The organism is Sedimentibacter sp. LTW-03, from assembly GCF_052059825.1.
Lineage (GTDB): Bacteria > Bacillota > Clostridia > Tissierellales > Sedimentibacteraceae > Sedimentibacter.
Map to the genome: position 1 here is coordinate 1,809,918 of NZ_CP197180.1, position 24,295 is coordinate 1,834,212.

A 24,295-nucleotide genomic window follows, 5' to 3' on the forward strand; every position below is an offset into this window, starting at 1 on the left:
TAAACTTAAAATGAACTGCATTGTATATGCTATATGCTGAAAAAACCATTCAACTGTGCCGTTTCTAAAGCTTTTTTTACATTTACATGATATGGACCGTTTCTGGTAATCTTAAACACATACTTTTGATTTTCTGAAAACTGTATTTCTCTTTCCCCGTCCAGCGCTATAGTACCTCTGCAGCACGTTGTATATTCATACTCTTCGTCTATATCTAGTATGGTCGGCTCTGAAATTGAAATAGGAACTACAACTCCGGCAGCTACTGCAGCAGCAACCTTGCTGTTATCTACATTAATATCAATGCAGGCACCAAAATCATCATCAGGAAAAATTATTTTTTTACATCCTGCTATGGAAGAAAAACCTATAGATGCAGGATGGCATCTGGATACAAATATTTTTTCAATATTATCCATATTCCATATTGCCTTTGATCCTACGAATATATCTTTAGATATAACTGCATCAATAAGAGCAATGTCTTTCAAAGCATTATCCTTATAAATTTCTATCCGCTTATCCTTTCTTACAAATAAGCTTTTATTGAAACGGCCGGAAGCGACTGCAGCAGCAGCCATTCCTGCAACAGTCCCCTCCATCATGACCGGATAAGCATTATTGGTTCCTGTAGATATTGTTATAACAGGCGTATTTTTTATTACCTTTGCAACTGCGCGATTTGTGCCGTCTCCGCCTAAAGTAACAATACACCCCACCTTTGCATTTTCCATGTACTCTGCTGCTTTCAGAGTATCTTCTATTCCGTCATAGCGCATCATATTTATTACATTTATTTCACATTCTAATTCGCTGCATGTATTCAGCTTATCCTCGACTCTGTATCCCATATTGTAAGAGTCCGGCATCATATAGATTCTTTCCACACCAAGTGCCTGAGCACCCAATACAACTCTTTCCACTATATTTATTTTTTCATTGTTGTCAATTACTGTAGCATGAGAGACAAGCCTTCTTATATCCTTTCCCGAAGCGGGATTTGCTATTATTCCTATTGAAATCACGCCTGTTGCCTCCTTTACTATAATTAACGGAATAGTACACCGTTTAATACTGTTACAATGCAGAGTGTGACTTTAAAAGATTAAAGTCACACAATTTTGCTAAAGTAAAGATTTAACTGCCAAAACAATATCTTGATCATTAGGCAGGACATAACTTTCCAAATTTGTAGCAAATGGTACCGGTGTGTTCAAAGATCCTATTCTTTTTATTGGAGCATCTAATTCATAAAAGCATTCTTCAGCAATTAAGGATGCAATTTCTCCGGTGAATGCTCCCCGTTTAGCTTCCTCGCTCACAATTAAAACTTTATGCGTTTTTTCAAGGGATTTAAAAATTGATTCCTTGTCCAGCGGGAATAAACTCCTTATGTCAATCACTTCGGCATCAATCCCCTCTTTTGCCAGTGTGTCTGCTGCCTTCAAAGAATCCAGCACCTGTCTTCCGTAACTTATAATCGTTACATCTTTTCCTTCCTTTTTAACAGCAGCCTTGCCAAAAGGTATAGGCTTTACTTCGTCCTCTACATCGCTTTTTACGGAGTACAGTATTTTATTTTCTAAAAATATTACGGGATTATCGTCGTCTATTGCAGTTAGCATCAATCCGTATGCATCCTGAGCGTTTGACGGATATACAACTTTTAATCCAGGCACATGAGCAAGCCATGCTTCAAGAGACTGTGAATGCTGAGCCGCTGCGCTTGCACCGCCGCCACCTGGAAGTCTCACCACCATTGGAAGCGTAATTTTCCCTCCGAACATATATCTCATTTTAGCTGCCTGATTTACTAATTGATCCATTCCCACAGTAACAAAATCTACAAACATTAATTCTGCTATAGGCCTCAGGCCGCATGCAGCTGATCCTACAGCCGCGCCTATTATCGCACCTTCTGATATAGGTGTGTCTCTGACTCTCATTTCTCCGAACTCGTCAAACATTCCTGCTGAAACTCCAAAGCATCCTCCGAACTTTCCAACATCTTCTCCAAAAAGGAATACATCAGGATTTTCTCTCATCCTAACGCCCATACCTTCTCTTATACCCTCAGCATAAGTCATTTTTCTCATCTTATTCTGCCCTCCTCAACTATATCAGTATAAACATCCTCTAGCGCCGATTTTAGTGACGGCATACTGCTTTCATCCGCAAATTTTTCTGCTTCATTAATCATTTTGTCTACATCTTCATTTTTTTGGTCAATTTCTTCTTTCGTCATAATACTGTTCTCTACCATGTATTTTTCTATCTTTGGAATCGGATCCTTCTTAATCCACATATCTAATTCACCTTCAGGCCTGTAAACTGTAGGGTCTCCTTCGAAATGTCCTCGCCATCTATATGTTTTGCATTCAATGAGAGTAGGCCCTTGTCCCTTTCTGGCTCTTGATACAGCTTCACCTACAGCTTCATGAACCGCAAACACATCATTACCATCAACTGTTACTCCAGGCATGTTGTAAGCCGACGCTCTCACCGAAACATCGGTTATGGCCTGATGCCTTGCCTGACTAACCGAAATACCGTAGCCGTTATTTTCGCAGACGAATATTACCGGAAGCTTCCAAACACTGGCTAAATTTAAAGCCTCATGAAACGTACTTTGATTTGTCGACGCATCCCCAAAGAAGCACACGCAAACCTGGTCAGTTTTTTTGTATTGAATTGCAAGTCCTGCTCCAGCTGCAATATTGTGACCGGCACCAACAATACCATTAGCTCCCAGTATGCCCTTAGTTGCATCAGCTATATGCATCGAACCACCTTTGCCCTTGCAATAACCGGTCTCCTTTTGATACAACTCTGCCATCATATGTTTTAAATCTCCGCCTTTGGCAATTATATGACCATGCCCTCTATGAGTGCTGGTTATATAATCATCATCCTTCAGATTGGCACAGGCTCCTGTTGCCACCGCTTCTTCACCTATGTACAGATGAACAAATCCGCCTACCTTTCCTTCAGCAAATAAATCCTTTGCTCTTGTTTCAAACTTACGGATTTTTAACATTGTTTCATACATGTTTTTTACTTGCTCATTCGTAATTTTCAAAATACTACCTCCCATCAATTTTTGATTTCAACCTTTACACTTGCTACAGCGACTTCAATAGAATCATCTTTGTCTCCGAACTCTTCAAAATAAAGTCCTTCTGTTTTTAAGCCTCCTTTTACCGCCTTTACTGTCACTCTTCCCACAGGAAAGCACTTTGAAACCTCTCCAGTTTTTACTTCCTCCGGTCTTGTTACTCCAACCGTAACATCAATAAGTACTTTTTTATTAATGTCATCGTGAGAAAATCCGCAAACCTCTCTCAGTCCGACCAGACAGCTTTTAGATATGGCATCGCTTGCCGCCTTGACAGCAGCTTTTGTTACATCCTGTCCGTGAAAATCCATTCCCATACCAAATTCAATTATAAACCTGCTCGTCGCTATCACCTCCCATTATGAATACATATAAAGCAATTAACATGCCATAATTCAATTTAATTAAATATTGTTGAAATTTAAACCTTATGGCAAAATTAAAGAATTTTATAAATTTAGTTTTAAAGCAAAATAAGTATCAATTTGAGACTTTTTTCTCAAATTGATACTTACAAGCAAAATAGCCTGTATAAATAAAAAGAAGTCTCAAAATGAGTTTCATTTTGAGACTTAAAAATATTTACTGTGCCAATCTTTCAATATCATCTAAATCAATAGAATACGCTTTTATTTTTCTGTATATTGTAGCCTTGCTGATATTTAAGTCCTTTGCCGCCTTCAGAACATTTCTGTTATTAAATGACAATGCCTGCACTATACTGTCCCTTTCGATGTCCTTGAGATTCAAATTCGCTGTCTCTCTGACAGATTTGGCAGCTTTATTTAAAGGAAGTGAAACATTTTTTATTATTTCCCCTTCAGCCATGTAATAAGCCCTTTGAATTATATTTTTCAACTCTCTTACATTTCCGGTCCATTCATACTCTACCAGCTTATTTTCAAATCCTTTACTGAATGTTTTTTTGTTATTAACATCTCTATTCTCATAATTAAGACTTTTCAGAAAATATCTAGCCAATTCTAAAATATCTTCTTTCCTTTTTCTTAAAGGAGGTACTCTTAAATTTATAACGTTTAATCTAAAGTATAAATCCTGCCTGAAGGAACCCTTTGCTACTTCTTCAAATAAATTTCTGTTGGTAGCTGAAATAACCCTTACATCAAGCTCTCTTTCATAGGTTCCGCCTATTCTTACTATTTTATTGTTATCCAGCACTCTCAGAAGTTTTGGCTGAACCTCCTGCGGTATTTCACCGATTTCATCCAGAAAAATCGTACCTCCTCTTGCCAGCTCAAATTTTCCAGGTCTTCCGCCTTTCATAGCTCCGGTAAATGAACCGCTTTCGTAGCCGAACAACTCGCTTTCAAATAATTCTTTCGGAATTGCTGAACAGTTTATTGCTACAAACGGGCCTTTTCTCCTGTAACTCTCGTTGTGTATAGATTGAGCATATAATTCCTTCCCGACGCCGCTTTCTCCCTCTATTAAAACAGAACAATTTGTCTTGGAAATTTTCTTTGCACTATTAATTATTTCATTCATTCTATCATTTACAGTTATAATATTGTCGAAAGTAAAGTTAGCTTTAAATCCTGCCAGTTTACTTACTTCCTTTATAACCTGCTTAGCTTCTCTCATAAGGATAACCGCACCTGTAACTACTTTTCCTTCTGTCAAAGGCGAAATACTCAGTGAACATTCTATCTTTTTATTATCTATTGAAATAGTTAAATCAGAAAAGCTCAGCTTATTCTTACTTTCAAAAATATCTTTTTCAATCTCTACACCATTGAGCATTTTATTTACATTAATGTTAAAAATATCCTTTTCATCCATATGAAAAAGCTCAGGTATTTTATTATTTATTTTTACTATTTTCATATTACTGTCAATCACCATAACTCCATCAAGTATGGAATCGAAAGTTGTATCCATGAGGTTGTATGATTCTGAAATTACAAGCTGTTTTTCTATGCATTCTGCACTTGATGCGGCTATACCGAACGTATGTGTCTGCACATCCTCCGCACGTCCTGATATGTCAAATGAGCCTATTATTTCTCCCTTGCTATTATGTATAGGAGCCGCCGAGCATGTCCATTTATGATGATATTCGCAATAATGCTCTGCACCGATTACCTGAATAGGCTTATTTATAGCCAGGCAAGTTCCTATTGCATTGGTACCGACACTTTTTTCATCCCACAAGGAACCTTTGACAAAATTCAAGCTGCTGTGAAAATCCATAATGTCCTTGTTAATGATTAAATCAATAATTATTCCATTTTCATCTGTAAGTACAACACTGTAGCTAGTGTTTTTGACCATTTCAAACACATTTTCCATTATGGGCCTGGAAAGCTTAATAAGCTCCTGCCTTTTCAATACGCTTTCCTTAAGCTGAGATTCGCCTGCTTTTTTTCCATATCCGGCAAGATGATTTACTTTCATTTTCCTGCATCTTTCCCATGATTCAAATATATCTGCTCTTATATCTTTTGAATTTATTTCATTATTCATGTATCCCATCCATCTTTCCTTCATTCCAGCTAACATAACATCACCTCAAAATATCATATTATTCAGCTCAGTATTATGTATTTTATATTTTATCACAAAGTGCAAATGTTTGCACTACTATAATTATCTAAAATGCAAAAGGAGAAAATCATACTAATTCATAATTTTCTCCACCTACAATTTATTTAATTATTATAGACACCTCAAATTTTCTTACGCTGCTTCAATTTATAGTTGGCTCCAATACACTAAATAAATTTAAATAATCAATATTTTTTCTTAAGCCATATATAGCTTAACCAGTATATAACCAGCTGAATACAAATTAAAAAACCTATAAATGTACTTGCTTCAGAATGACCCAGAAATCTGAAAGCGACAACAGCAACCGCTTCGATTATAATGGAATAAACAAATGTCATACCTCTAGCTTTTTCGGCTAAAAATCTGTTTCTTTCATCACTGTTTTCTATATTTATCTTTTCAGCATAATCTTCATTGTTTTTATAGCGATACAATTGAACAAGCCTAACTGCAGATACGGCTGCTAATCCTGCACCCATCCCACTCCAGGCTGAATCTTCAAATCCAAGTATTGCCGCAATAACAAACAAAATTACACCGACGCTTCCAATCAAGATATATTCAATTATTCTTTTCCTTATTTGATTCATTTTATGTCCTCCTCATAAATAAAAATATCTTCAATTGCCATTGAAAAGTATTTTGCTATTTTAAAAGCAAGCAAAATTGAAGGATTGTAACGACCATTCTCCAATGAGCTTATTGTCTGGCGTGATACCGACAATGCTTTTGCCAGATCTTCCTGGTTTATTCCGCGCTCATTTCGTATTTTTTCCAATCGATTTTTCATTTATTACCTCCATGTAAAGTGCGCTTTACGTACAGTTTGAAAATATAACATGCTTATGCATGTTGTAAAGTTAACTTTACGTTAATAATAGCACATGATTTTGCTTTTGTCAAGCATACTTTACATTAAATCGGGATTTTTTTATACTTATTAAAAATCTCGTGATTTTAAATCACAATTTCTTTATTGATTTACACCTACAACTGAACTTCTACGTTCCATAAGCATTACATCATGCCAAATGCCATCATTCATTTTTGCTATTTTTTCTCTTATGCCTATTTCTCTGAAGCCGCATTTCTTATGCAAAGCTATACTGGCAGCATTTTCTCTTATGATCGCACAATACAATGTCCAAAAACCATTCGCTTCGGATTCTTTAACTAGTTTTGTCAGCAAAGATTTTCCGACACCCTGTCCCTTGAATTTTTCGCTTACATAAATGCTTACCTCCACAACTCCATTGTAGCATTCTCTACTTGATGTAGGGCTTAGCGCAGCCCATCCGGAAATATCATTGTTAGACGAGCGGGCAACAAGTCTGCAGGTACTTATATGGGATTTGTCCCACTCCTCCCAGCTAGGTGCATCTGACTGGAATGTTGCAATGCCTGTCTTTATTCCTTCTATGTAAATGTTTTTAACCTGCTTCCAATCAGATGGCTTCATATTTTCAACTATATGCTCCATTCACTACCTCTTTAATTTTTTATCCATATATTTACTTTCAATTTTATATTATTTGAATCACAAAATCAATTTCTAATATTAAAATACTTTAAAATACGAGACTGAATAACATTATGCTTTTGGGCACATCAAAAGCCTGCCCTTTAAAAAAGGGCAGGCTTAATAATTAACTTAAATTTCAATTATTAGATCGACGTCCACCCGCCGTCTACTGCAAGATATTGACCCGTTGTATAGCTTGATGCATCTGAAGCAAAATAAACTACCGCTCCGTCAAGCTCTCCTTTTTTGCCTATTCTTCCCATAGGGCAGTAAGCCTTAACCGCATCTGAAAATGATTTATCAGAAACAATCCCAGCAGTCATCTCACTTTCAAAATAAGCTGGCCCGATGGTATTAACCGTAATATTATACTTAGCCCATTCATTTGCTAATGCCTTGGACATCATCATAACTCCGCCCTTAGTAGTTGCATACGCTGAAATAGGAAGGCCGGTCATGGCAACTGTGCTGTGTATTGATCCTGTATTTATTATTTTTCCGTATTTTTGCTCTACCATTATTTTCCCGACTTCTCTTGCAAAATAATAAACTGCATTTAAATTAACCTTAATCATCTTTTCCCAAGTTTCGTCAGATTGAGACTCTGCAGGTTCAACAAGAGCTATGCCTGCGTTGTTTACAAGAATATCTATTCTGCCAAAATGTTCTTTAACCTTTGCCACTGCAGTCTTAATCTGTTCAACATCGCTTACATCGCATTGAACCGCAAAGCTTCTTACTCCCAGCTTTTCCAATTCTTCCTTTACTCTATTTAATTTTTCAACTCTTCTTGCCAGAACGGCAACATCTGCACCCTGTCTTGCCAACGCTGTTGCAAATTGCACGCCCAAACCTGAAGAAGCGCCTGTCACCAAAGCTATCTTACCTTTCAGACTAAATAAATCACTCATGTTTTCTCCTTTCTTTTTTCCGATAAAATGTGATATATTGTATTATACCCTTGATTTAAAAATTAAAGCAATTATTTATTATTAAATCCGAAAGAATCATAACATGAATACTTATTCTATTATTTTATCTTATCAACCTCGGTTATATTGCAATGTGCAATTTCTCTGTTTGTTTTTTTTGAATTTAGATTCATTATAGCAATAGACATGATAAGAATAATAATTCCAAACATATTAATTAGTCCTATTTTTTCCTTAAACACAATTACTCCTATAAGCGATGCAACCACCGTCTCCACAGAAGCAATTACCGGCACTTTGGAAAGCTCCAGTTTCCTGCACAAACCACCCATATAAAGCAGGTAAGAGCCCACTGTAGGTATAAAACCGTACCCAATTGAATAAACCAAAAATCTAAAGCTCCACGCATCCGCAATATCCTTCCACGGCGACGTAAAAATTCCAAGCACAATCCAGCCAAACAAGAAGCTGTAAAATACAACCGTAAACGGATTAATATTGCCGGATGTAATTTTCCCTATAATTGTTACAAGGCTGTACATAAAAGCCGCCGTAAGGCCGAAAATTATTCCTGCTGAAGATATTTTTAAATTTGACAAGTTTCCGCCGGTTACCATTAGAAAACATCCCGTAATATTTAATGCAAGTGCAAAAACCTTTTGTATTCCTATTAATTCTTTAAAGAAAATTTTTGACATAACGCACACAAATACGGGTGCGGTATATAAAAGTATGGAAGCCGTAGCAACCCCTACGCTTCCTATGCTTACAGTATAGCAATAGTTAAACAGCGCCTGAGACAGTGTTCCCAGTAAAAAACACTGAAACAACCCCTTCCCGTCTATTTTAAATAACTTTGTTCCGCCCTTGAAAAACATTATGGGAATTAAAATGCAAAACCCCATAAACAGCCTCATAAATGAAGTTAGTGAAGATGTGGCTCCAACACCATTCAATAATTTCACAAATAACCCTATTGTTCCCCACAATGTTCCGGCAGTCAAAATCATTAAATATCCAATAATTTCGCCTGAAAACATCTGGTTTGTAAATTTCAAAATTTTATTCATATTTATGTCAGAAAATGCTCCTGTTCCTTTCTAAAAAATAACTAATTGAATTAATTAGCTCATTATATATCAATTAGCTAATTATTGCTACCAAAATCTAATACTCTATGGTTGGCAAAAAAATAATTACACTGCTCTCAGCAGAGTAATTATTCTTCATTAGTGAATTAGCAATATTCCGTTGTTTATAAAAGTGAAAAATCAATATTTTGGAAACAAGTCAGCTGTTCTATTAGCAACATATACAAGAAGCAGCATTGTAGGCACCTCTGTCAGAACACCTACAGTTGTGGCTAGAGCAGCCGGTGAATCCATTCCAAATAATGCTATCGCTACTGCTACAGAAAGTTCAAAAAAATTTGATGCCCCAATCATACCGGCCGGTGCTGCTATATCATATGGAAGCTTAAGCAGTTTACAGGCAAAATATGCAATAAAAAATATGAAAAGTGTTTGTATTATAAGCGGTACCGCAATTAGTAAAATATGCAAAGGATTATTTAATATAGTTTCCCCTTGGAATGAAAATAGCAATACTAACATTAATAATAAACCGACTGTAGTAACTCCGTCAAACTTTTGCAAGAATTCACTTTCAAAGTATTCCAATCCCTTTTTCTTAACTATATTCAATCTGGTTAAAACACCGGCTGTCAATGGTATCACTACAAAAAGAACAACCGATAAAACCAATGTATCCCAAGGAACAGAAACGTTGCTTACCCCAAGCAAAAATTTTACTATTGGAATAAATGCCACCAATATAATTAAATCATTTGTGGCAACCTGAACCACCGTATATGCAGGATCCCCCTTTGTTAATGTACTCCACACAAAAACCATTGCTGTGCACGGAGCAGCCCCCAGCAATACAGCACCTGCCAGATAATTAGTTGCAAGTTCAGGGGTTATAAAATTTTTAAAAACAGCAAACAAGAAAAATGACACTATTGCATACATTGTAAACGGCTTCACAAGCCAGTTTATCACCCATACAACATATAAACCTTTCGGGTTCTTACCTACATTTTTTATGCTCTCAAAATCTACTTTCATCATCATTGGATAAATCATTATCCATATTAATATTGCAGTTGGTATCGACACATTGGCATATTCAAACATGCCTAAAATCTCAGGAATTATAGGGATAAATCTTCCTATAAGCACACCTGCAGCCATACACAGCGCAACCCATACTGTTAAATATTTTTGAAAAAATCCTATTCCGGATGCATTTTTTTTGCTCATAATATTCCTCTCTTTATTTATTGCACAAATCCTGCTGCTTGCAGCATTCAAATTTAGCACCATCATCTTCATAGCTGGAAAGTGTGCATATTTTTCTTTTTAGATAATCATATAGCTCTTTATTGTCATCTATAAATCCATCACTTATTTTGTAATATGTCCACTGCGCATTTTTATAGCTATCTAAAATACCCGCCTTTTTAAGTACCGTCAAATGTCTTGATGCGTTAGACTGAGTAAGTCCAAGACAATGCTCAATTTCACACACGCACATTTCACCTTTAAATACTTGTGATAAAATCCTTAACCTTGTTTCATCAGCTAACGCCTTTAAAATATCTATCATCATTTCCTCCAGAAATCTTCAAGCCGCAAGTGCTTGATTTCCTTATTTTTACCTTCGATTTGCTTATCAATACAAATTTCCATTTCTAATTTTCTCTGCGAGTTCAATCACTTTTTTATCTATTTCAGCTATAACCATTTCAAAATCCGCATCGCTTTTGCCTGTAGGGTCTTCCAATCCCCAGTCTTCTTCATATTTGCTTGGAAGAAACGGGCAGACTACATTGCACCCCATTTTAATTGTTATGTCAATGTCGGAAAGCTCAGTAACTAACTTAGAATACTGTGTTTTTTCCATATCTATACCATAAATCTTTTTCATTAACCTAACAGCATCTTGGTTAATCCTTGCTTTAGTCTCCGTTCCAGCTGAATAACTTTCAAAAACATCACTTGCCAGATGTTTGCCCAGTGCTTCTGCTATCTGACTTCTGCATGAATTGTGAACACATATAAATGCTACCTTTGGTTTATTGCTCATTATTTTACTCCTACTATTAAAATTTATAAACATTGTATATGAGTATATGCTCATACGTCAATATATAGCGTGTAAATAATTCGTAAAATTTATTATATGATTAATATTTCATAAAATTATCCCATGCACCATTGAATATCATAGCAAAAAATCTGATAATATGATATAAAATCAATTATCAGATTTCTACACACAGATTGTATTAATAAATTTTGACTTCAACTAATTAGTTGATAAATCATTTTCTTCATTGTTTTTTTGAAAATACTCTTTTTTAAGTTTTACTACTATCCCACTGAGGAATATAAGACCTATAAGGTTCGGTATTGCCATCAAACCATTTGCTGTATCCGCAAGAGACCATACAAACTCTAAGCCACCCATTGATCCTATAACTATGAAGATTATCCATAAATATCTTATAGGTTTAATACATTTTGGTCCAAAGATATACTCCCCTGCTCTTTCACAATAATAGTTAACAGATATAAGGCATGAGTACCCAAATAACAGCGCAGACCCAAGTACTATATAACTTCCTATGTTCCCAGGTAGAGCCACATTGAATGCTCTCATTGTTAGAGCAACGCCGGATACTCCGGTTGTCCATTCGCCGGAAATAATGATTGTAACCGCTGTTATAGTGCCAATGATAATTGTATCAATAAATACCTCCGCTACACCCCAAATAGCTTGTTCAACCGGGTGGTCAACTTGGGCACTACTGTGAATAATAGGGGAACTTCCCATTCCTGCTTCATTTGAAAAAAGCCCTCGAGCAAAACCAATTTTAATAATTTTTCCTAAAGTAGCTCCTGCAAAACCACCTGTTGCTGATATTGGGGTGAATGCATTTGAAAATATCGCTCCCAATGCTCCCGGGACTTCTTTGAAATTAAGAATTAGAACAAATATTCCAGCGAGTATATAAAGTCCTCCCATAAAAGGTGTAAGGAACTCACATACCTGCCCCATTCTCTTAATTCCTCCCAATATTACTATTCCAGTTGCAATAGACAACACTATACCAGTGATTAACGGTTTAATTCCCCATTGCTCTTGTACAGATAGTGCCACGGAGTTTGTATCTACCACTGCTCCCATTATAAAATATGTTATAATAACCATTATGCTGAAAAAATAAGATAAAAATTTATTATGAAGTCCTTTATCAAGATAGTACATTGCGCCTCCGGCTATTGAACCATCTTTCATCCTCTCACGGTATTTAATACCGAGGGCTATCTCAGAAAACTTAGTAGCCATTCCAAAAAATGCAGATACCCACATCCAAAATACAGCTCCAGGTCCGCCAATCGCTATAGCAGTAGCAATTCCTGCAATATTTCCTGTTCCAACCACAGCAGCTATTGCAGTAAGGCCTGCCTGGCCCGAAGTAATGTCTCCCTCTATTCCTGACTTCTTTTTGAACATTTTGCCAACAGTTTTGTTCATTATGTCTTTGAAATCAACAACCTGCGGAAAGCCTAAGCGAATACTCAAAAAAATTCCGGTTCCTACCAGCAGAGCAATCATGTACGGCCCCCACACAATGCTGTTCACAAAATCATTGATTTGCAAAATCTTTTCCATGCTAATTCCTCCTTAACATTGTTACAATTACATAGAGCAATTAGCATGCCAAGATGAGCATTATTTAACAATTGCCTTAATTTGAATGTATGAAGGTTCTAAACAAATATAAAACAGAGAAACGTTTTCGGAAAGTGTATAATTAATTTCACATTATGTATAATAAATTTCTCATAATTTAAGTTCAATATTATACTCATGTAATTTATTATACAGTTGCCTTCTACTAATATCTAAAATTCTTGAAGCCTCACTGATATTATTGCCGCACTTCATTAGCACATGCTTGATGTGTTTAATTTCTGCATCTTGTCTAACATCTCTCAAAGTTTTCAATCTTGAACCTGTTTCATCCATATTATCATTTCTTTCTCGAATAACAGGCAAATCTCTTTTTTCCAAAATTCCGTTATCACTTAGCACTACCAATCTCTCAATTATATTTTTTAACTCCCTTATATTACCCGGATAATTATAATTGATCAGTATTTCCATAAGACTGCTGTCAATACTTATTATTTTTTTCTTCATCTCATTTTCATAATATTTCAGAAAAAAATCTATAAAAGCAGGAATGTCTTCTCTTCTTTCCCTCAAGGGTGGAACATAAACAGTAATTGTATTTATCCTATAAAAAAGATCTTCCCTAAAACCACCTTGGCATATTTCTTTAAATAGATCTTTATTTGTGGCGCTGATCAGCTTTATGTCAATATCTATTTCCTTATTGCTTCCTATTCTTTCTATAATCTTATTTTCGATTACTCTCAAAAGCTTTACTTGTATACTTTGTGATATTTCTCCTATTTCATCAAGAAATAACATCCCTTTATCTGCCTCTTCAAATCTTCCTATTCTTTTTTCAGTTGCTCCTGTAAAAGCACCTTTTTCATGCCCAAAAAGCTCTGATTCAAGAAGATTTTCTGAAAATGCCTGACAATTCACAGCAACAAAATTCTTATCTCTTCTGCTGCTGCAACTGTGTATAAACTTGGCAATTACTTCTTTGCCTGTTCCGGATTCTCCAAGGATAAGGATATTAGAATTTCCCTCAGCAGCTTTTTTTGATATTCGAAGAACCTCTCGAAACTTTTCACTTTTAGTATCGAGAAGGTATTTAAAATTCGTCTGACTGTTTCTTGCATTTTCGTCTTTTAAACGTAAAATTGTTACAAGCTTTTCTATTTCTTTAAGCAATATTTGAGGATCCTGTCCTTTAATAAAATATCCAAAAGCTCCTAACTTCATTGCTGTAACCGCGTTTTCCACAGTGCTGAACGCAGTTACCAAAATCACTTCACACCCGTAGCCCAGCTCTTTTATTTTTTTTAAGAGCTCAACACCGTCTATCCCGTTCATCTTCAAATCTGTCAAAACCAAATCATATGACTCTGTTTTAAGAAAATCTAAACATTGTTCACCCGATTCAGCCGTCGAAACAGAATAGCCTTTATATTCAAGCATTAGCTTATATACCTTTCTGAAATCTTCTTCATCATCTACAATAAGCACTTTAAAATCATACATTTTCTCGCATCTCCTTAACAACTGGAAATTTCATCTTAAATACAGTTCCCTTTCCCATGTGGCTTTCAACCCTAATTTCTCCTCCCAGCTTCTGAACCTCGTTATATACTATATACAATCCCAACCCTGTTCCATGACCCGAACTCTTGGTAGTAAAAAATGGATTAAAGATTCGTTCAATGCTTTCATCGCTTATCCCACATCCTGCATCGCTAAAATCAACATACAAATAGTCCTCTTCCATTACACAGTCAATTATTATTTTCCCACCATCAGGCATGGCATCTGCAGCATTTGAAAAAAGGTTTAAAAATATGTGCTTCATACTCTCTTCAATTGTAAGAAATTTAATGTCTTTGCTACAGTTTATGCTTACTGTAATATTACTTTTTAGCCTGAACTTATTTTCCATTGAAGTAATATCATTAATAAATTTCTTAATATCAATACATGATAATTTACCGTTGCCTGATCGAGAAAAGTTTAGAAGATTATTTACAATTCCATCCATTCTCTCAACTGAAGATTCGATTACTTCTATTGAGTCCTTGGCAACAGGATTGCTGGTCATAACATATGTCTTTAAAATATAGCAGTAATTTTGGATAAGGCCTAAAGGGTTTCTTATCTCATGCGCCACGCCTGCTGCAAGTTGCCCCAAAGCTATCATTTTATTCTGTTGCAATACCTGCTGTTGACTTATTTTTTGATCTGTAATATCTTCAATGACTATAAGATAACTGCATTCTTTATAATTCATCTCTAACAATGAATACAAGTAGTATTTACCTAGAAATGAAAATTCGTTATTCTTCACCGAGCTTGTTTTAATTCCAATATTGCTTAAAAGAGGAATATTTTTATAATACTGCCCATGCATAGAGCTGCTACTAATGTTAACATACTCACAAAAAGATTTGTTTGCGCTTGTAATTCTATCTTCTGAATCAACGCATATTAAAAAACTTGAAAGAGCATCTACTGTCATTTGCAGATTGTTTCTGCTTTTATTTAATTCCTCTGTCCGCTTTATTACTTGCAATTTTAATGTGTAGCTCCATAAAAGCATTACAGAAAAAATCAATATAAGCCCGCTTATAACTGCAGTAAGTATCAGCATCAGTCTGGCAGGAACCCTGTGTTCCATTATAGGGGCTGAAATTCCAAACCATTTCTGCTGTATTTTTTGAACATAGTTTTTCTTCTTTAGACTCAATATCCCCTTATTAATTATCTTAGCCAGTAAAGGGTTAGACTTATTAACACCAATACTTACCTGGCTATCATACAAAACTGTGTCCAAAATATTAATACTGTCCTTCATATCCAGCTGATTCAAAAAATAAAGTAATACCGGTTCATCTCCTACTACGGCATCAACACTTCCCTTATCGAAAAGTTTTATAGACTCAAGCAGGTCTGCTACTTCTACTACTTCAACGCCAGGTATATTGTTTCTAATATATTCAACTGCATAGTCGCCAGATGGAACTGCCACCCTGCATCCCGACAAATCAGCCGGTACTGATATATTGCTTGAATCTCCAGTCATAACAACAGCTCTCAGCCTGTAAATAGGCTCAGAAAATATAAAGTTTTTCTTTCTCTCGTCGCTGGGAAATATATCACACATATCCGAACTGCCTTCAATCACGCTGGGAGCTACATCTCCCCATGTTTTGGGCAAAAATTCTATATCTGCTTCAAGTTCTATTGAAAGTGCATTAACATAATCAAGAACAAGTCCTTTGTACTGTCCGCTATTATTATCTATATATGCAAAAGGCGGAGCATTCTTGTCAGATGAAAAATATAGGGTCTCTTTTTCAGACAAAAAATTGACTTCCCTTTCAGTTAAAGGAAGTGAATACTCTATGTACTCATACACACTCAAGTCATAATTGTTTATTATAATCTGATTTACGGCAATAAGGATTACTAGAACTGTAAAAGCCATAATAGAGTACACTATTTTTTTATTTATCTTTGTCATATTCTCAGTTCCTTTCACAAAGAAAGAATTATATTTTACAAGAAAGCAATCAAATCATCTCTAAACCATTATACATCAATTCAGAAAACATTTCCATTGAAAAAGCCACACCCTCCTTGAAGGGTGTGGCTAACATTCATAAAGTTTTATTCAATATAAAATACGCTCACTTCTACTCACTTAGAATAGCAACTGCCCTAATAGGCGCTCCATCTGCATTTTCGTATTTAAGCGGAAGAGCGCAGAATGTGAAGATTTCATTTCCCACATCACCTAAGCGAGCAAGATTTTCTATAACGACTATATCAGTTTCAGAGAAAAGTTTTCGATGGAGTGTCAAATTCTCATCTGAGATAGGGTCTAATCCTATTACATCTAATCCGATTCCTTTTTTATTATTATGTATTAAATATTCTGCTACTTCTTCTGTTATATATGGATATTCTCCAAAATAAGAACTTGTCCCCCAATACTTATCCCAACCTGTATGGAATAAAATATATTCTGCCTGATCTGCTTTTTCTTTTACATCATTAATGTAACTCATAGTAATTCTTTGGCCTTCTCTCAAATCACTGCAATCAATAACTATTCCTTTGCCGACAAATTGTTCTATGGGAAAAGTGTCCAACGTAGTTCTGTGGGAAAATAAATGCACTGGTGCATCCATGTGAGTTCCTGTATGTGAAAACATTGTAATTAAAGTTTCTTTAAAACCGTCTTTTTCATAAGTGTTTGCAATTTTTAATTTTGGTCCTTCTGTTCCCGGATAAACCGGCATACTTTCAGAAATTGTGCGTGTTAAATCAATAACTTTCATAACATACTCTCGCTTTCTCAATATAGTGTTTTCTAAATAAGCCTAAATGAATTTAAATATAGCAATTAGTTCAGTTATTTACCACAACTCCTTACTTCCTCAAGAACAGTTTGATACAAGCTTATGCTTGTATATATTATATTATATCACGTTTATAAAAATTTGAAATGGTCCTATGTCAAGAATTAGTACAAATTAAAACGAGAAAAAAATCCTCATAATTATTAAAGCGATTCTTGTTCGCTTTTTTCTACAATTGTGTCGTAATATTTGAATATTGTGAATCAATAGATGTGAAATGTCTATTTTGTCTTTCCTAATTATTTATCATCCTTGTTAGGGCATATCTCATTTACATAGTCCCAATATTCTCCTGAAGTTAACATGTATTCTGGGGACGGAGCTTAAAACGACTTAAAAAATTCATACAAAAGTTAATTGGAATTCAAAGGTCAGTCCACGTAATATTTAATTCTTTTATGTTCCCTTGATATGCTTAGCAAAGTTATTTTTTTCTTCTTTATTTTTAAATAAATTAAACCAATCGCATATTTCTATTGCAAAGTCGATAAAAGCTATTCCTTGAGCAGTTATAATGTTTTTATCTTTTACAACCCTTTCCCAAACAAAATTTTCTCTTGGGAAGGGGTCTTCTTCTCCAAATGCCTCAATATGTTTTTGCGTCCATTCTACAACGGGCGAAGTATATTTAACATTTTTCAGGATACCTGACTTTGCTAAAAATACTGTTCCAGCACCACAAATGCCACCTATTAATTTCCCTTTTGAATTCAGGTTATTTATTAGTTCTATTAATTCAGGTTTAGAATCTCCATACCACCCACCTGGAATTATCAAACCTTCTACATCCTCATATTTTACATCTGTTATTAATTTTAACGGCTTATATAAAAAACCAGAGCTGCCTTTAATAATTTTATTTTCATACGAAATTGTAATTATTTTTTTACCAGCATCTGCACTCAATAAGTGGGTAATAAATGTTATTTCATAATCTGTCATTCCGTCAAAAATAAACACTAATATTTTATTCATAACTATTCTGTATCTCCTGTTTTATTGGCTTAGTTAATTTTAAATCTAGGTTGAACCTTACCATTAGTGGATACCTATCAAATATAGTTTTTCAGTAATACCAATATCTAACTTATCCAAATAATTTATGCTCATTAGAGCTGATTTAGATGACCTTATTATGTTTATCCAGTTTATTATAGTCAGTTCACTTTATTGTACCATGTTATTGAATTAGTGTAAATATATGGATTTTTTTCGTGCTAGTGTTATAATAATGTTGTTTAATAATATTATTATAATACGTGTAACCGCAATATTAAAATTAAATAGGGGTAATTCTAAATATGGTAAGAGGGCCGCCCCTTATCGAGACAGCCCATTCTTTAATTTGCTAAAACATACTAATAAACGTTGTTATTATTACCACTTTCTTGCAGTTTATTTTTTACACTTTGTATTTTTTCAGATCCTACAGATGTAGAACTATTTAAGCTAGGAACAGAATTGGTCATGTTCCCTAGGCTTGCTGTATTTGAAATATTTGAAGTTAATTCAGCACCTAAAATCATATTTTTACTTGCAGGAGAGTTCATATTTTGCATAGCATTTTGAATTTCTGCCTGTTCTATTGATTTTGAATTTTTAATACTAGGAATATTTCCATTTATATTTGTCATGTATTGCCTCCATTAATATTCTTTAAATTTGTAAGTCCTACTTACATCAATTAGTATTTGTAAAAAAAGCATGAGTATTCTATCAGTATATTTTAGCGAAATTATTAAAGTTAACCAAATTAAGATTTTTAATGTAAAAAGTTAATATTTAAAAGTGCTAAAAAGACTTTAAATACAAAATATTTCCTATGACTAAAATACTCATAGGAAATATTATATTTAATTATTTAATTTGTGTACCGTTTTGACCTGCCATCTGTTTTTGGGCCAATTCTACTAAATTTCTTACCATGTATCCACCAACATAGCCATTCTGTCTAGATGTCAAGTTTCCTTTGTCAATCTTATCATAATCACTTAAGCCTAATTCATTAGCTATTTCTAACTTCATTTGATTTAAAGCCTGTTTCGCTTCTGGAACTTTCACTCTGTTGTTACCATTATTATTTGATGACATAATTTTATTTCTCCTTTCATTCTAGAAAAAAATTTAATTGTCAGCGGAGAACAATTATCTCTTTTTATTGAGATTAAAGTTTATTGTACCCTTTTTTTTAAAAAATATATTTGATAAATTTTATAATAAATCTATACATTATCCATTTTTTATTTTTTTTAAATTTTCATCAGAAACTTTTCCATCTTTAATAACAATAACTGGTAATCCAGTGTATTGTGTTTTAATATTCATTAAATATGGGGTAACAGGTTGCTAGTTAGCTTTAGGCATTATCATCTCTCCTTATACCGAGATTCTCGTCAAACAAGTTTATTAGTTATAAAAATAGTTTCTTAATCTTATTTTGCCTAAAGAATAATTTATTTATAATGAGGCCTTTAGTTATCAGCCAAAACAATTCCCACTCTTTTTCATTATACTCACCTTTTTCATCCAAATAGATTACCTTTATTTTAACAAGTTTTTGTGAATAATTAAAATTATAAATAGAATAATAATTTTTATAGGTCAATCCTTGTACATAAAAACCGAGATACTACTATGTTTATCCCTATATAGGTATTGCTGAAGTAATATCCCATTACAAACGAATAATTTAATTGGAGGTCATAATGAAAGAAGAAATTATATCTCAGCAGCAACTTATTTTTATAGGTACTGCTGTCATTATGGGGAGTTTAGCAAGGATATTAACCATAATACAAGATTATAGGCAATACCCAAGTTATCCTAATGGTTATTTATTAAATTTAGTTTCAGGAATAGTTGCTGCAGGTTTAGGAGCTGTTGTCGTTCCTGCTTTTCTAACTAAGAATTATTCAGCTATTACTTTTTTAACATTGGGTATCCAGCATTTTAGGGACATTAGGAAATTAGAAAAAGAGAGTTTAAAAGATGTTGATAGCTCTGAATATGCTAAAAGAGGTGATGCTTACATAGATGGTATTTCGAAAACATATGAAGCAAGAAATTATTTTGCTCTATTAGTATCTTTAATTACTGGAATAACCATGCATGTCGTTAACAGCAAAGTAATATGGGTGAATATTGTAATTGGTGTAATAGCCGGTGCAATAACATTCTTAATTTTAAGAAGATTTTCAAAAGGACATAATGTTGGTGATCTCGCAGATGTTAAAATCGGTAAAATTGAAGTTAGAAATTCTGAACTTTACGTGGATAATATATTTGTTACTAATTTATTAGGAACTGATAATTCAAGAAAATTAGTACAATCTGAAGGTATTGGTGCTGTAATAACTCCAAAAAAAGAACATTTCCGAATCACTTTAGATAATTATGGCCAAAGGCAGGCAATACTTTTTGAAGTTTGTAGAAGACTTGGTGTTAAAAGATATAACTTCATAAGGAAACAATTTAGTACAGGTAAAATTGCTTTAGCCATAGTGCCAATTATAAGAGATAAAGGTGCTTTTGTTGATACAATAAAACAAACGCCAATTTTAGAAAATGTCAAAAAGAATCCTGAACTAATAAAAGATCCGCTTGAAGATAAATAATTAGAAAATTAAAGGAGAAATTATAATGGCAAAAGAAAAAGCTGAAATAATTGCTTATATTACATTAAATAAAGAAAGAGTTTTTGGAGGAAATCCATTAATACTAATAGCAAATAACGTTGAAGAACAAAAAATATTGTGCAGAGATATTGGAAAAGCCATGAGGGCCAATGTTTCACAACTAAGTTGTGGTGATTATATCATAATAAAATAGGAGGAAATGAATTGACGGTTTTAGGCAATAGCATTCTTAAAAAAGAAGCCTGGGATAAAGTAACCGGGGCAGCGAAATATAACGTGGATGAAGTTGTTAAAAATATTTTTCATGCGAAGATGTTATGTAGTACATGTGCACATGCTAAAATTAAATCCATTGATATTTCTCAGGCATTAATAGAGCCTGGTGTCAAATCTATTTTAACAGGAAATGATTGCGAAATTTTATTTGGTGAACTCATCGATGACAGACCTCCTATTGCAAAAGATAAAGTTAGATACTACGGGGAACCGGTTGCTTTAGTAGTGGCAGATTGTGATCAAACTGCAATGCGAGCAGCAAACTTAATAAAAATTGAATATGAACAACTACCTGTTGTGAATTCAGTTTCTGAAGCAACAAAAGAAAACGCTACATTAATTCATGAAAATTTAACAGATTATACATTTGAATCTAAATATGTATATCCACAAAAAAACACCAATATTTCACACATTGTAAAAATTAGAAAAGGTGATGTAAATAAGGGATGGCTGGAGAGCAAAGTCGTTGTGGAAGGAAGCTTTACAGAGTCGCAAGCGGATCATGCTGCCATGGAAGTAAGAAATGCAAGAGCTGAAATATTGCCAGATGGAACAGTTCTAATCAATACTTCGACACAAACTCCTTTTACTGTAAAAAAATACATAAGCAAATATTTTAAGCTAGAAGAAAGCAAAGTGGTTGTACACACCCCCCTTGTAGGTGGCGCTTTTGGAGGAAAAGCATGTGTTCAATTAGAAATTTTAGCATATCTTGCTTCACGGTCAGTTGATGGAAGACCAGTAAAAATTTCAAACAGCCGTGAAGAAGATATTGCTACTTCACCATGTAAAATGGGAGCTGAAGTTAAAATTAGGCTTGGAGCTGACAATAATGGAAAGTTAAAGGCTGCAGAAATGACTTATTTAGTTGATGGCGGAGCCTATTCCAACATATCTCCACGTTTAGCAAAGGCTATTGCAGTTGATTGTTCTGGACCTTACGCAATAGAAAATTTATCATGTGATGCCATGAGCATTTATACAAATCATAGTTATTCCACATCATTTAGAGGTTTTAGCCACGCGAGCCACGCTTTTTGTTTAGAAAGATTGATGGATAAATTAGCACTCAAACTAGGCATGGACCCTATTCAGTTAAGAATAAATAATGCTATAACTGTAGGCAAGACTTCACCAACACAGGTAAAAATAACTAAAAGCAATTCCGGCGACCTTGTTTCGTGTTTAGAAAAACTTAAACAGATTATGAATTGGCAGGAAGGAAACAAAATTGAATTAGACAATGGAAAAGTTAGAACTAAGGGCATCAGTTGCTTTTGGAAAACATCTGATTCACCCACTGATGCATCCTCAGGCGTTTTGCTCACCTTTAATTCTGATGGAAGTATCAATTTGAACTGTGGTGTTGTTGAAATAGGCCCCGGTTCAAAAACAACATTAGCTCAAATTCTAGCAGAAAAAATGAAAATGCCTATAAATAAAATTAATGTAGTTATGAATATAAATACTCAAACAAGTCCTACACATTGGAAAACAGTGGCGAGCATGAGCACCTATATGGCAGGAAGCGCAGTATTAAGAGCTGCTGAAGACTTAATCATGCAGTTAAAAAAAGCTGCTGCAGTTGCACTCAAATGTTCTTCGGAGGATTTAGATGTTGGCAATATGAGAGTATTTTTAAACGAAGATCCTACAACATATATATCATTCAAAGATTTAGTTTATGGATTTCAATATGACAACGGAAATACAGTTGGTGGTCATATATTTGGAAGAGGAAGTTTTGTTATGAGCAGACTTACACATCTTGATCCTGCTACCGGGATAGGTAAAGCAGCTCCTTCTTGGACACTTGGCGCTCAAGCAGTTGAAATTGAATATGATAAAACAGAATGCACATATAGATTTGTTAAAGCTGCAACTGTAATTGATGTAGGTAAACTTATAAATCCAAAATCAGCTATGGGTCTTTTAATGGGCGGTATGAACATGGGACTTGGAATAGGAAGCAGAGAAGAGTTTTTATACGATAAAAATGGTATCATGCAAAGTACAAGTTTTAGAACATATAAGATGATGAGATACGGAGAGAATCCTGAATATGTTGTTGATTTTGTAGAAACACCTGATTTATCAGCGCCATATGGTGCAAGAGGAGTAGCTGAACATGGCATCATTGGAATTCCTGGTGCATTAGGAAATGCCATATCCTTAGCAGCTGATATCGATGTTGACAAACTACCTATAACACCGGAATACATTTGGAGAAAAAAAACAGGAGGCAAAAATGATACCTACTAAATTTGAATATTATATGGTGGACTCATTAGAAGAAGCCTTCCAAGTATTTAATGAACTAAATTCACAGGGTAAAAACCCCATGTATTATAGTGGTGGAACTGAAATTATAACGATGGCAAGAGCAAATAACATTCACATAGGTGCAGTCATAGATATAAAAGGAATTCCAGAATGCTGTACTATGGAAATAAATGATACTACATTAAACATTGGTAGTGCAATAACACTTAGCCAAATATCAGAATCAAAAATATTTCCACTCCTTGGCCAAACTGCTGCCCGAATAGCTGACCACACTATTCAGTGTAAATTGACAATTGGGGGCAATTTATGTGGAACTATAATATATAGAGAAACATCACTTCCCTTAATGCTTTGTGACAGCCATGTTGTCATTTTTGGAAAAAATGGCAGACGAGAAGTTCAATTTAATCAAATATTTAATGAGAAACTAAACCTTTTACCTGGTGAAATATTAGTTAGTTTAAAAATAGATGAAAGATATTTTTCACTTCCATATGTCCACGTTAAAAAAACTAAAAGCGATAAAATTGCTTATCCGCTTATGACAGTAGCAGCACTTAAAAAGGATAATAAAGTCAGAATTGCTTTTAGCGGGTTATATTCTTATCCTTTTAGAAATAAAGAAATAGAAAATTATATTAACGATGAGGGAATAAGTCATAAAAATAAAATAAGCCAAATTATTAATCAAGTATCATCTTCAATATTAAATGACACTGAAGGATCATCCGAGTATAGAAAATTTGTGCTTAAAAATACCCTTGAAAATACTTTTAAAATGTTAAATGAGGTGTGAT

General features: G+C 34.3%; 24 protein-coding genes. 4 read left to right on the forward strand and 20 right to left on the reverse strand.

The window, feature by feature from the left end; all coding sequences use genetic code 11:
• Nucleotides 1-29: 29 nt before the first annotated feature.
• The 20 genes from ACS3UD_RS09070 to ACS3UD_RS09165 form a co-directional block, all read right to left on the reverse strand.
• A complete protein-coding gene (locus ACS3UD_RS09070; protein ID WP_308139923.1) occupies nt 30-1,025 on the reverse strand; it encodes an ATP-NAD kinase family protein in 996 nt (331 codons plus the stop codon).
• A 99-nt stretch (nt 1,026-1,124) separates the two neighbouring features.
• Entirely contained in the window at nt 1,125-2,096 is a 972-nt protein-coding gene (locus ACS3UD_RS09075) for an alpha-ketoacid dehydrogenase subunit beta (RefSeq protein WP_308139922.1), read from the reverse strand.
• Nucleotides 2,093-3,094 carry a thiamine pyrophosphate-dependent dehydrogenase E1 component subunit alpha gene (locus ACS3UD_RS09080; protein WP_308139921.1) on the reverse strand — a complete coding sequence of 334 codons (1,002 nt, stop codon included), beginning with the start codon at nt 3,092-3,094 and terminating at the stop codon, nt 2,093-2,095. Before ACS3UD_RS09080 ends, ACS3UD_RS09075 begins: the two co-directional genes overlap by 4 nt.
• On the reverse strand, nt 3,094-3,468 hold the full coding sequence (locus ACS3UD_RS09085; RefSeq protein ID WP_308139920.1) for a Lin0512 family protein: 375 nt from the start codon (nt 3,466-3,468) through the stop codon (nt 3,094-3,096). The genes ACS3UD_RS09080 and ACS3UD_RS09085 overlap by 1 nt, the downstream gene beginning before the upstream one ends.
• 229 nt (nt 3,469-3,697) lie before the next feature.
• Nucleotides 3,698-5,635, reverse strand: coding sequence for a sigma-54-dependent Fis family transcriptional regulator (locus ACS3UD_RS09090; RefSeq protein WP_308139919.1), 1,938 nt, complete (start codon nt 5,633-5,635; stop codon nt 3,698-3,700).
• 230 nt (nt 5,636-5,865) lie between these two features.
• Nucleotides 5,866-6,273, reverse strand: a complete 408-nt coding sequence (locus ACS3UD_RS09095; protein WP_308139918.1) for a hypothetical protein — start codon at nt 6,271-6,273, stop codon at nt 5,866-5,868.
• Nucleotides 6,270-6,473: a helix-turn-helix transcriptional regulator gene (locus ACS3UD_RS09100; protein ID WP_213927058.1), complete on the reverse strand. Its 204-nt coding sequence runs from the start codon at nt 6,471-6,473 to the stop codon at nt 6,270-6,272. Before ACS3UD_RS09100 ends, ACS3UD_RS09095 begins: the two co-directional genes overlap by 4 nt.
• A 183-nt stretch (nt 6,474-6,656) precedes the next feature.
• Complete coding sequence (locus tag ACS3UD_RS09105; protein ID WP_308139917.1) at nt 6,657-7,163, reverse strand: GNAT family N-acetyltransferase; 507 nt, start codon at nt 7,161-7,163, stop codon at nt 6,657-6,659.
• Nucleotides 7,164-7,348: 185 nt separating this feature from the next.
• Complete coding sequence (locus tag ACS3UD_RS09110) at nt 7,349-8,116, reverse strand: glucose 1-dehydrogenase (protein ID WP_308139916.1); 768 nt, start codon at nt 8,114-8,116, stop codon at nt 7,349-7,351.
• 119 nt (nt 8,117-8,235) lie between these two features.
• Entirely contained in the window at nt 8,236-9,207 is a 972-nt protein-coding gene (locus ACS3UD_RS09115) for a DMT family transporter (protein WP_308139915.1), read from the reverse strand.
• A gap of 201 nt (nt 9,208-9,408) precedes the next feature.
• Nucleotides 9,409-10,458: an ACR3 family arsenite efflux transporter gene (arsB, locus tag ACS3UD_RS09120; protein ID WP_308139914.1), complete on the reverse strand. Its 1,050-nt coding sequence runs from the start codon at nt 10,456-10,458 to the stop codon at nt 9,409-9,411.
• A gap of 13 nt (nt 10,459-10,471) precedes the next feature.
• On the reverse strand, nt 10,472-10,807 hold the full coding sequence (locus ACS3UD_RS09125) for an ArsR/SmtB family transcription factor (RefSeq protein ID WP_308139913.1): 336 nt from the start codon (nt 10,805-10,807) through the stop codon (nt 10,472-10,474).
• 63 nt (nt 10,808-10,870) lie between these two features.
• Nucleotides 10,871-11,284 carry an arsenate reductase ArsC gene (locus ACS3UD_RS09130; protein WP_308139912.1) on the reverse strand — a complete coding sequence of 138 codons (414 nt, stop codon included), beginning with the start codon at nt 11,282-11,284 and terminating at the stop codon, nt 10,871-10,873.
• Between the two features lie 222 nt (nt 11,285-11,506).
• Entirely contained in the window at nt 11,507-12,877 is a 1,371-nt protein-coding gene (locus ACS3UD_RS09135; protein ID WP_308139911.1) for an alanine/glycine:cation symporter family protein, read from the reverse strand.
• A gap of 171 nt (nt 12,878-13,048) precedes the next feature.
• Complete coding sequence (locus ACS3UD_RS09140; RefSeq protein ID WP_308139910.1) at nt 13,049-14,404, reverse strand: sigma-54-dependent transcriptional regulator; 1,356 nt, start codon at nt 14,402-14,404, stop codon at nt 13,049-13,051.
• Nucleotides 14,397-16,397: an ATP-binding protein gene (locus ACS3UD_RS09145; RefSeq protein WP_308139909.1), complete on the reverse strand. Its 2,001-nt coding sequence runs from the start codon at nt 16,395-16,397 to the stop codon at nt 14,397-14,399. The genes ACS3UD_RS09140 and ACS3UD_RS09145 overlap by 8 nt, the downstream gene beginning before the upstream one ends.
• A gap of 172 nt (nt 16,398-16,569) precedes the next feature.
• The gene (locus ACS3UD_RS09150; RefSeq protein ID WP_308139908.1) at nt 16,570-17,217 is read right to left on the reverse strand and encodes a cyclase family protein; all 648 of its coding nucleotides are present in this window, start codon (nt 17,215-17,217) and stop codon (nt 16,570-16,572) included.
• A 477-nt stretch (nt 17,218-17,694) separates the two neighbouring features.
• Nucleotides 17,695-18,273, reverse strand: a complete 579-nt coding sequence (locus ACS3UD_RS09155; protein WP_308139907.1) for a DJ-1/PfpI family protein — start codon at nt 18,271-18,273, stop codon at nt 17,695-17,697.
• Nucleotides 18,274-18,656: 383 nt separating this feature from the next.
• Nucleotides 18,657-18,932: a hypothetical protein gene (locus ACS3UD_RS09160; protein WP_308139906.1), complete on the reverse strand. Its 276-nt coding sequence runs from the start codon at nt 18,930-18,932 to the stop codon at nt 18,657-18,659.
• 223 nt (nt 18,933-19,155) lie between these two features.
• Nucleotides 19,156-19,389, reverse strand: coding sequence for an alpha/beta-type small acid-soluble spore protein (locus tag ACS3UD_RS09165; protein ID WP_308139905.1), 234 nt, complete (start codon nt 19,387-19,389; stop codon nt 19,156-19,158).
• Nucleotides 19,390-20,003: 614 nt separating this feature from the next.
• Here ACS3UD_RS09165 and ACS3UD_RS09170 point away from each other — a divergent pair.
• From ACS3UD_RS09170 to ACS3UD_RS09185, 4 genes are read left to right on the forward strand one after another with little or no spacing between them, the layout of a single operon-like run.
• Nucleotides 20,004-20,912 carry a YIEGIA domain-containing protein gene (locus ACS3UD_RS09170; RefSeq protein ID WP_308139904.1) on the forward strand — a complete coding sequence of 303 codons (909 nt, stop codon included), beginning with the start codon at nt 20,004-20,006 and terminating at the stop codon, nt 20,910-20,912.
• A gap of 25 nt (nt 20,913-20,937) precedes the next feature.
• The gene (locus tag ACS3UD_RS09175; protein ID WP_308139903.1) at nt 20,938-21,126 is read left to right on the forward strand and encodes a capping complex subunit for YIEGIA; all 189 of its coding nucleotides are present in this window, start codon (nt 20,938-20,940) and stop codon (nt 21,124-21,126) included.
• An 11-nt stretch (nt 21,127-21,137) separates the two neighbouring features.
• Nucleotides 21,138-23,474, forward strand: coding sequence for a xanthine dehydrogenase family protein molybdopterin-binding subunit (locus ACS3UD_RS09180; RefSeq protein ID WP_308139902.1), 2,337 nt, complete (start codon nt 21,138-21,140; stop codon nt 23,472-23,474).
• Complete coding sequence (locus ACS3UD_RS09185) at nt 23,461-24,294, forward strand: FAD binding domain-containing protein (protein WP_308139901.1); 834 nt, start codon at nt 23,461-23,463, stop codon at nt 24,292-24,294. Before ACS3UD_RS09180 ends, ACS3UD_RS09185 begins: the two co-directional genes overlap by 14 nt.
• Nucleotide 24,295 lies beyond the last annotated feature (1 nt).

What these genes read in the sequence shown, in the direction of transcription:
- ACS3UD_RS09075 (WP_308139922.1), bottom strand. Translation starts at nt 2,096, where the DNA reads ATGAGAAAAATGACTTATGCTGAGGGTATAAGAGAAGGTATGGGCGTT.
- ACS3UD_RS09080 (WP_308139921.1), bottom strand. Translation starts at nt 3,094, where the DNA reads ATGGGAGGTAGTATTTTGAAAATTACGAATGAGCAAGTAAAAAACATG.
- ACS3UD_RS09090 (WP_308139919.1), bottom strand. Translation starts at nt 5,635, where the DNA reads ATGTTAGCTGGAATGAAGGAAAGATGGATGGGATACATGAATAATGAA.
- ACS3UD_RS09095 (WP_308139918.1), bottom strand. Translation starts at nt 6,273, where the DNA reads ATGAATCAAATAAGGAAAAGAATAATTGAATATATCTTGATTGGAAGC.
- ACS3UD_RS09100 (WP_213927058.1), bottom strand. Translation starts at nt 6,473, where the DNA reads ATGAAAAATCGATTGGAAAAAATACGAAATGAGCGCGGAATAAACCAG.
- ACS3UD_RS09105 (WP_308139917.1), bottom strand. Translation starts at nt 7,163, where the DNA reads ATGGAGCATATAGTTGAAAATATGAAGCCATCTGATTGGAAGCAGGTT.
- ACS3UD_RS09110 (WP_308139916.1), bottom strand. Translation starts at nt 8,116, where the DNA reads ATGAGTGATTTATTTAGTCTGAAAGGTAAGATAGCTTTGGTGACAGGC.
- ACS3UD_RS09115 (WP_308139915.1), bottom strand. Translation starts at nt 9,207, where the DNA reads ATGAATAAAATTTTGAAATTTACAAACCAGATGTTTTCAGGCGAAATT.
- arsB (WP_308139914.1), bottom strand. Translation starts at nt 10,458, where the DNA reads ATGAGCAAAAAAAATGCATCCGGAATAGGATTTTTTCAAAAATATTTA.
- ACS3UD_RS09125 (WP_308139913.1), bottom strand. Translation starts at nt 10,807, where the DNA reads ATGATGATAGATATTTTAAAGGCGTTAGCTGATGAAACAAGGTTAAGG.
- ACS3UD_RS09130 (WP_308139912.1), bottom strand. Translation starts at nt 11,284, where the DNA reads ATGAGCAATAAACCAAAGGTAGCATTTATATGTGTTCACAATTCATGC.
- ACS3UD_RS09135 (WP_308139911.1), bottom strand. Translation starts at nt 12,877, where the DNA reads ATGGAAAAGATTTTGCAAATCAATGATTTTGTGAACAGCATTGTGTGG.
- ACS3UD_RS09140 (WP_308139910.1), bottom strand. Translation starts at nt 14,404, where the DNA reads ATGTATGATTTTAAAGTGCTTATTGTAGATGATGAAGAAGATTTCAGA.
- ACS3UD_RS09145 (WP_308139909.1), bottom strand. Translation starts at nt 16,397, where the DNA reads ATGACAAAGATAAATAAAAAAATAGTGTACTCTATTATGGCTTTTACA.
- ACS3UD_RS09150 (WP_308139908.1), bottom strand. Translation starts at nt 17,217, where the DNA reads ATGAAAGTTATTGATTTAACACGCACAATTTCTGAAAGTATGCCGGTT.
- ACS3UD_RS09155 (WP_308139907.1), bottom strand. Translation starts at nt 18,273, where the DNA reads ATGAATAAAATATTAGTGTTTATTTTTGACGGAATGACAGATTATGAA.
- ACS3UD_RS09160 (WP_308139906.1), bottom strand. Translation starts at nt 18,932, where the DNA reads ATGACAAATATAAATGGAAATATTCCTAGTATTAAAAATTCAAAATCA.
- ACS3UD_RS09165 (WP_308139905.1), bottom strand. Translation starts at nt 19,389, where the DNA reads ATGTCATCAAATAATAATGGTAACAACAGAGTGAAAGTTCCAGAAGCG.
- ACS3UD_RS09170 (WP_308139904.1), top strand. Translation starts at nt 20,004, where the DNA reads ATGAAAGAAGAAATTATATCTCAGCAGCAACTTATTTTTATAGGTACT.
- ACS3UD_RS09175 (WP_308139903.1), top strand. Translation starts at nt 20,938, where the DNA reads ATGGCAAAAGAAAAAGCTGAAATAATTGCTTATATTACATTAAATAAA.
- ACS3UD_RS09185 (WP_308139901.1), top strand. Translation starts at nt 23,461, where the DNA reads ATGATACCTACTAAATTTGAATATTATATGGTGGACTCATTAGAAGAA.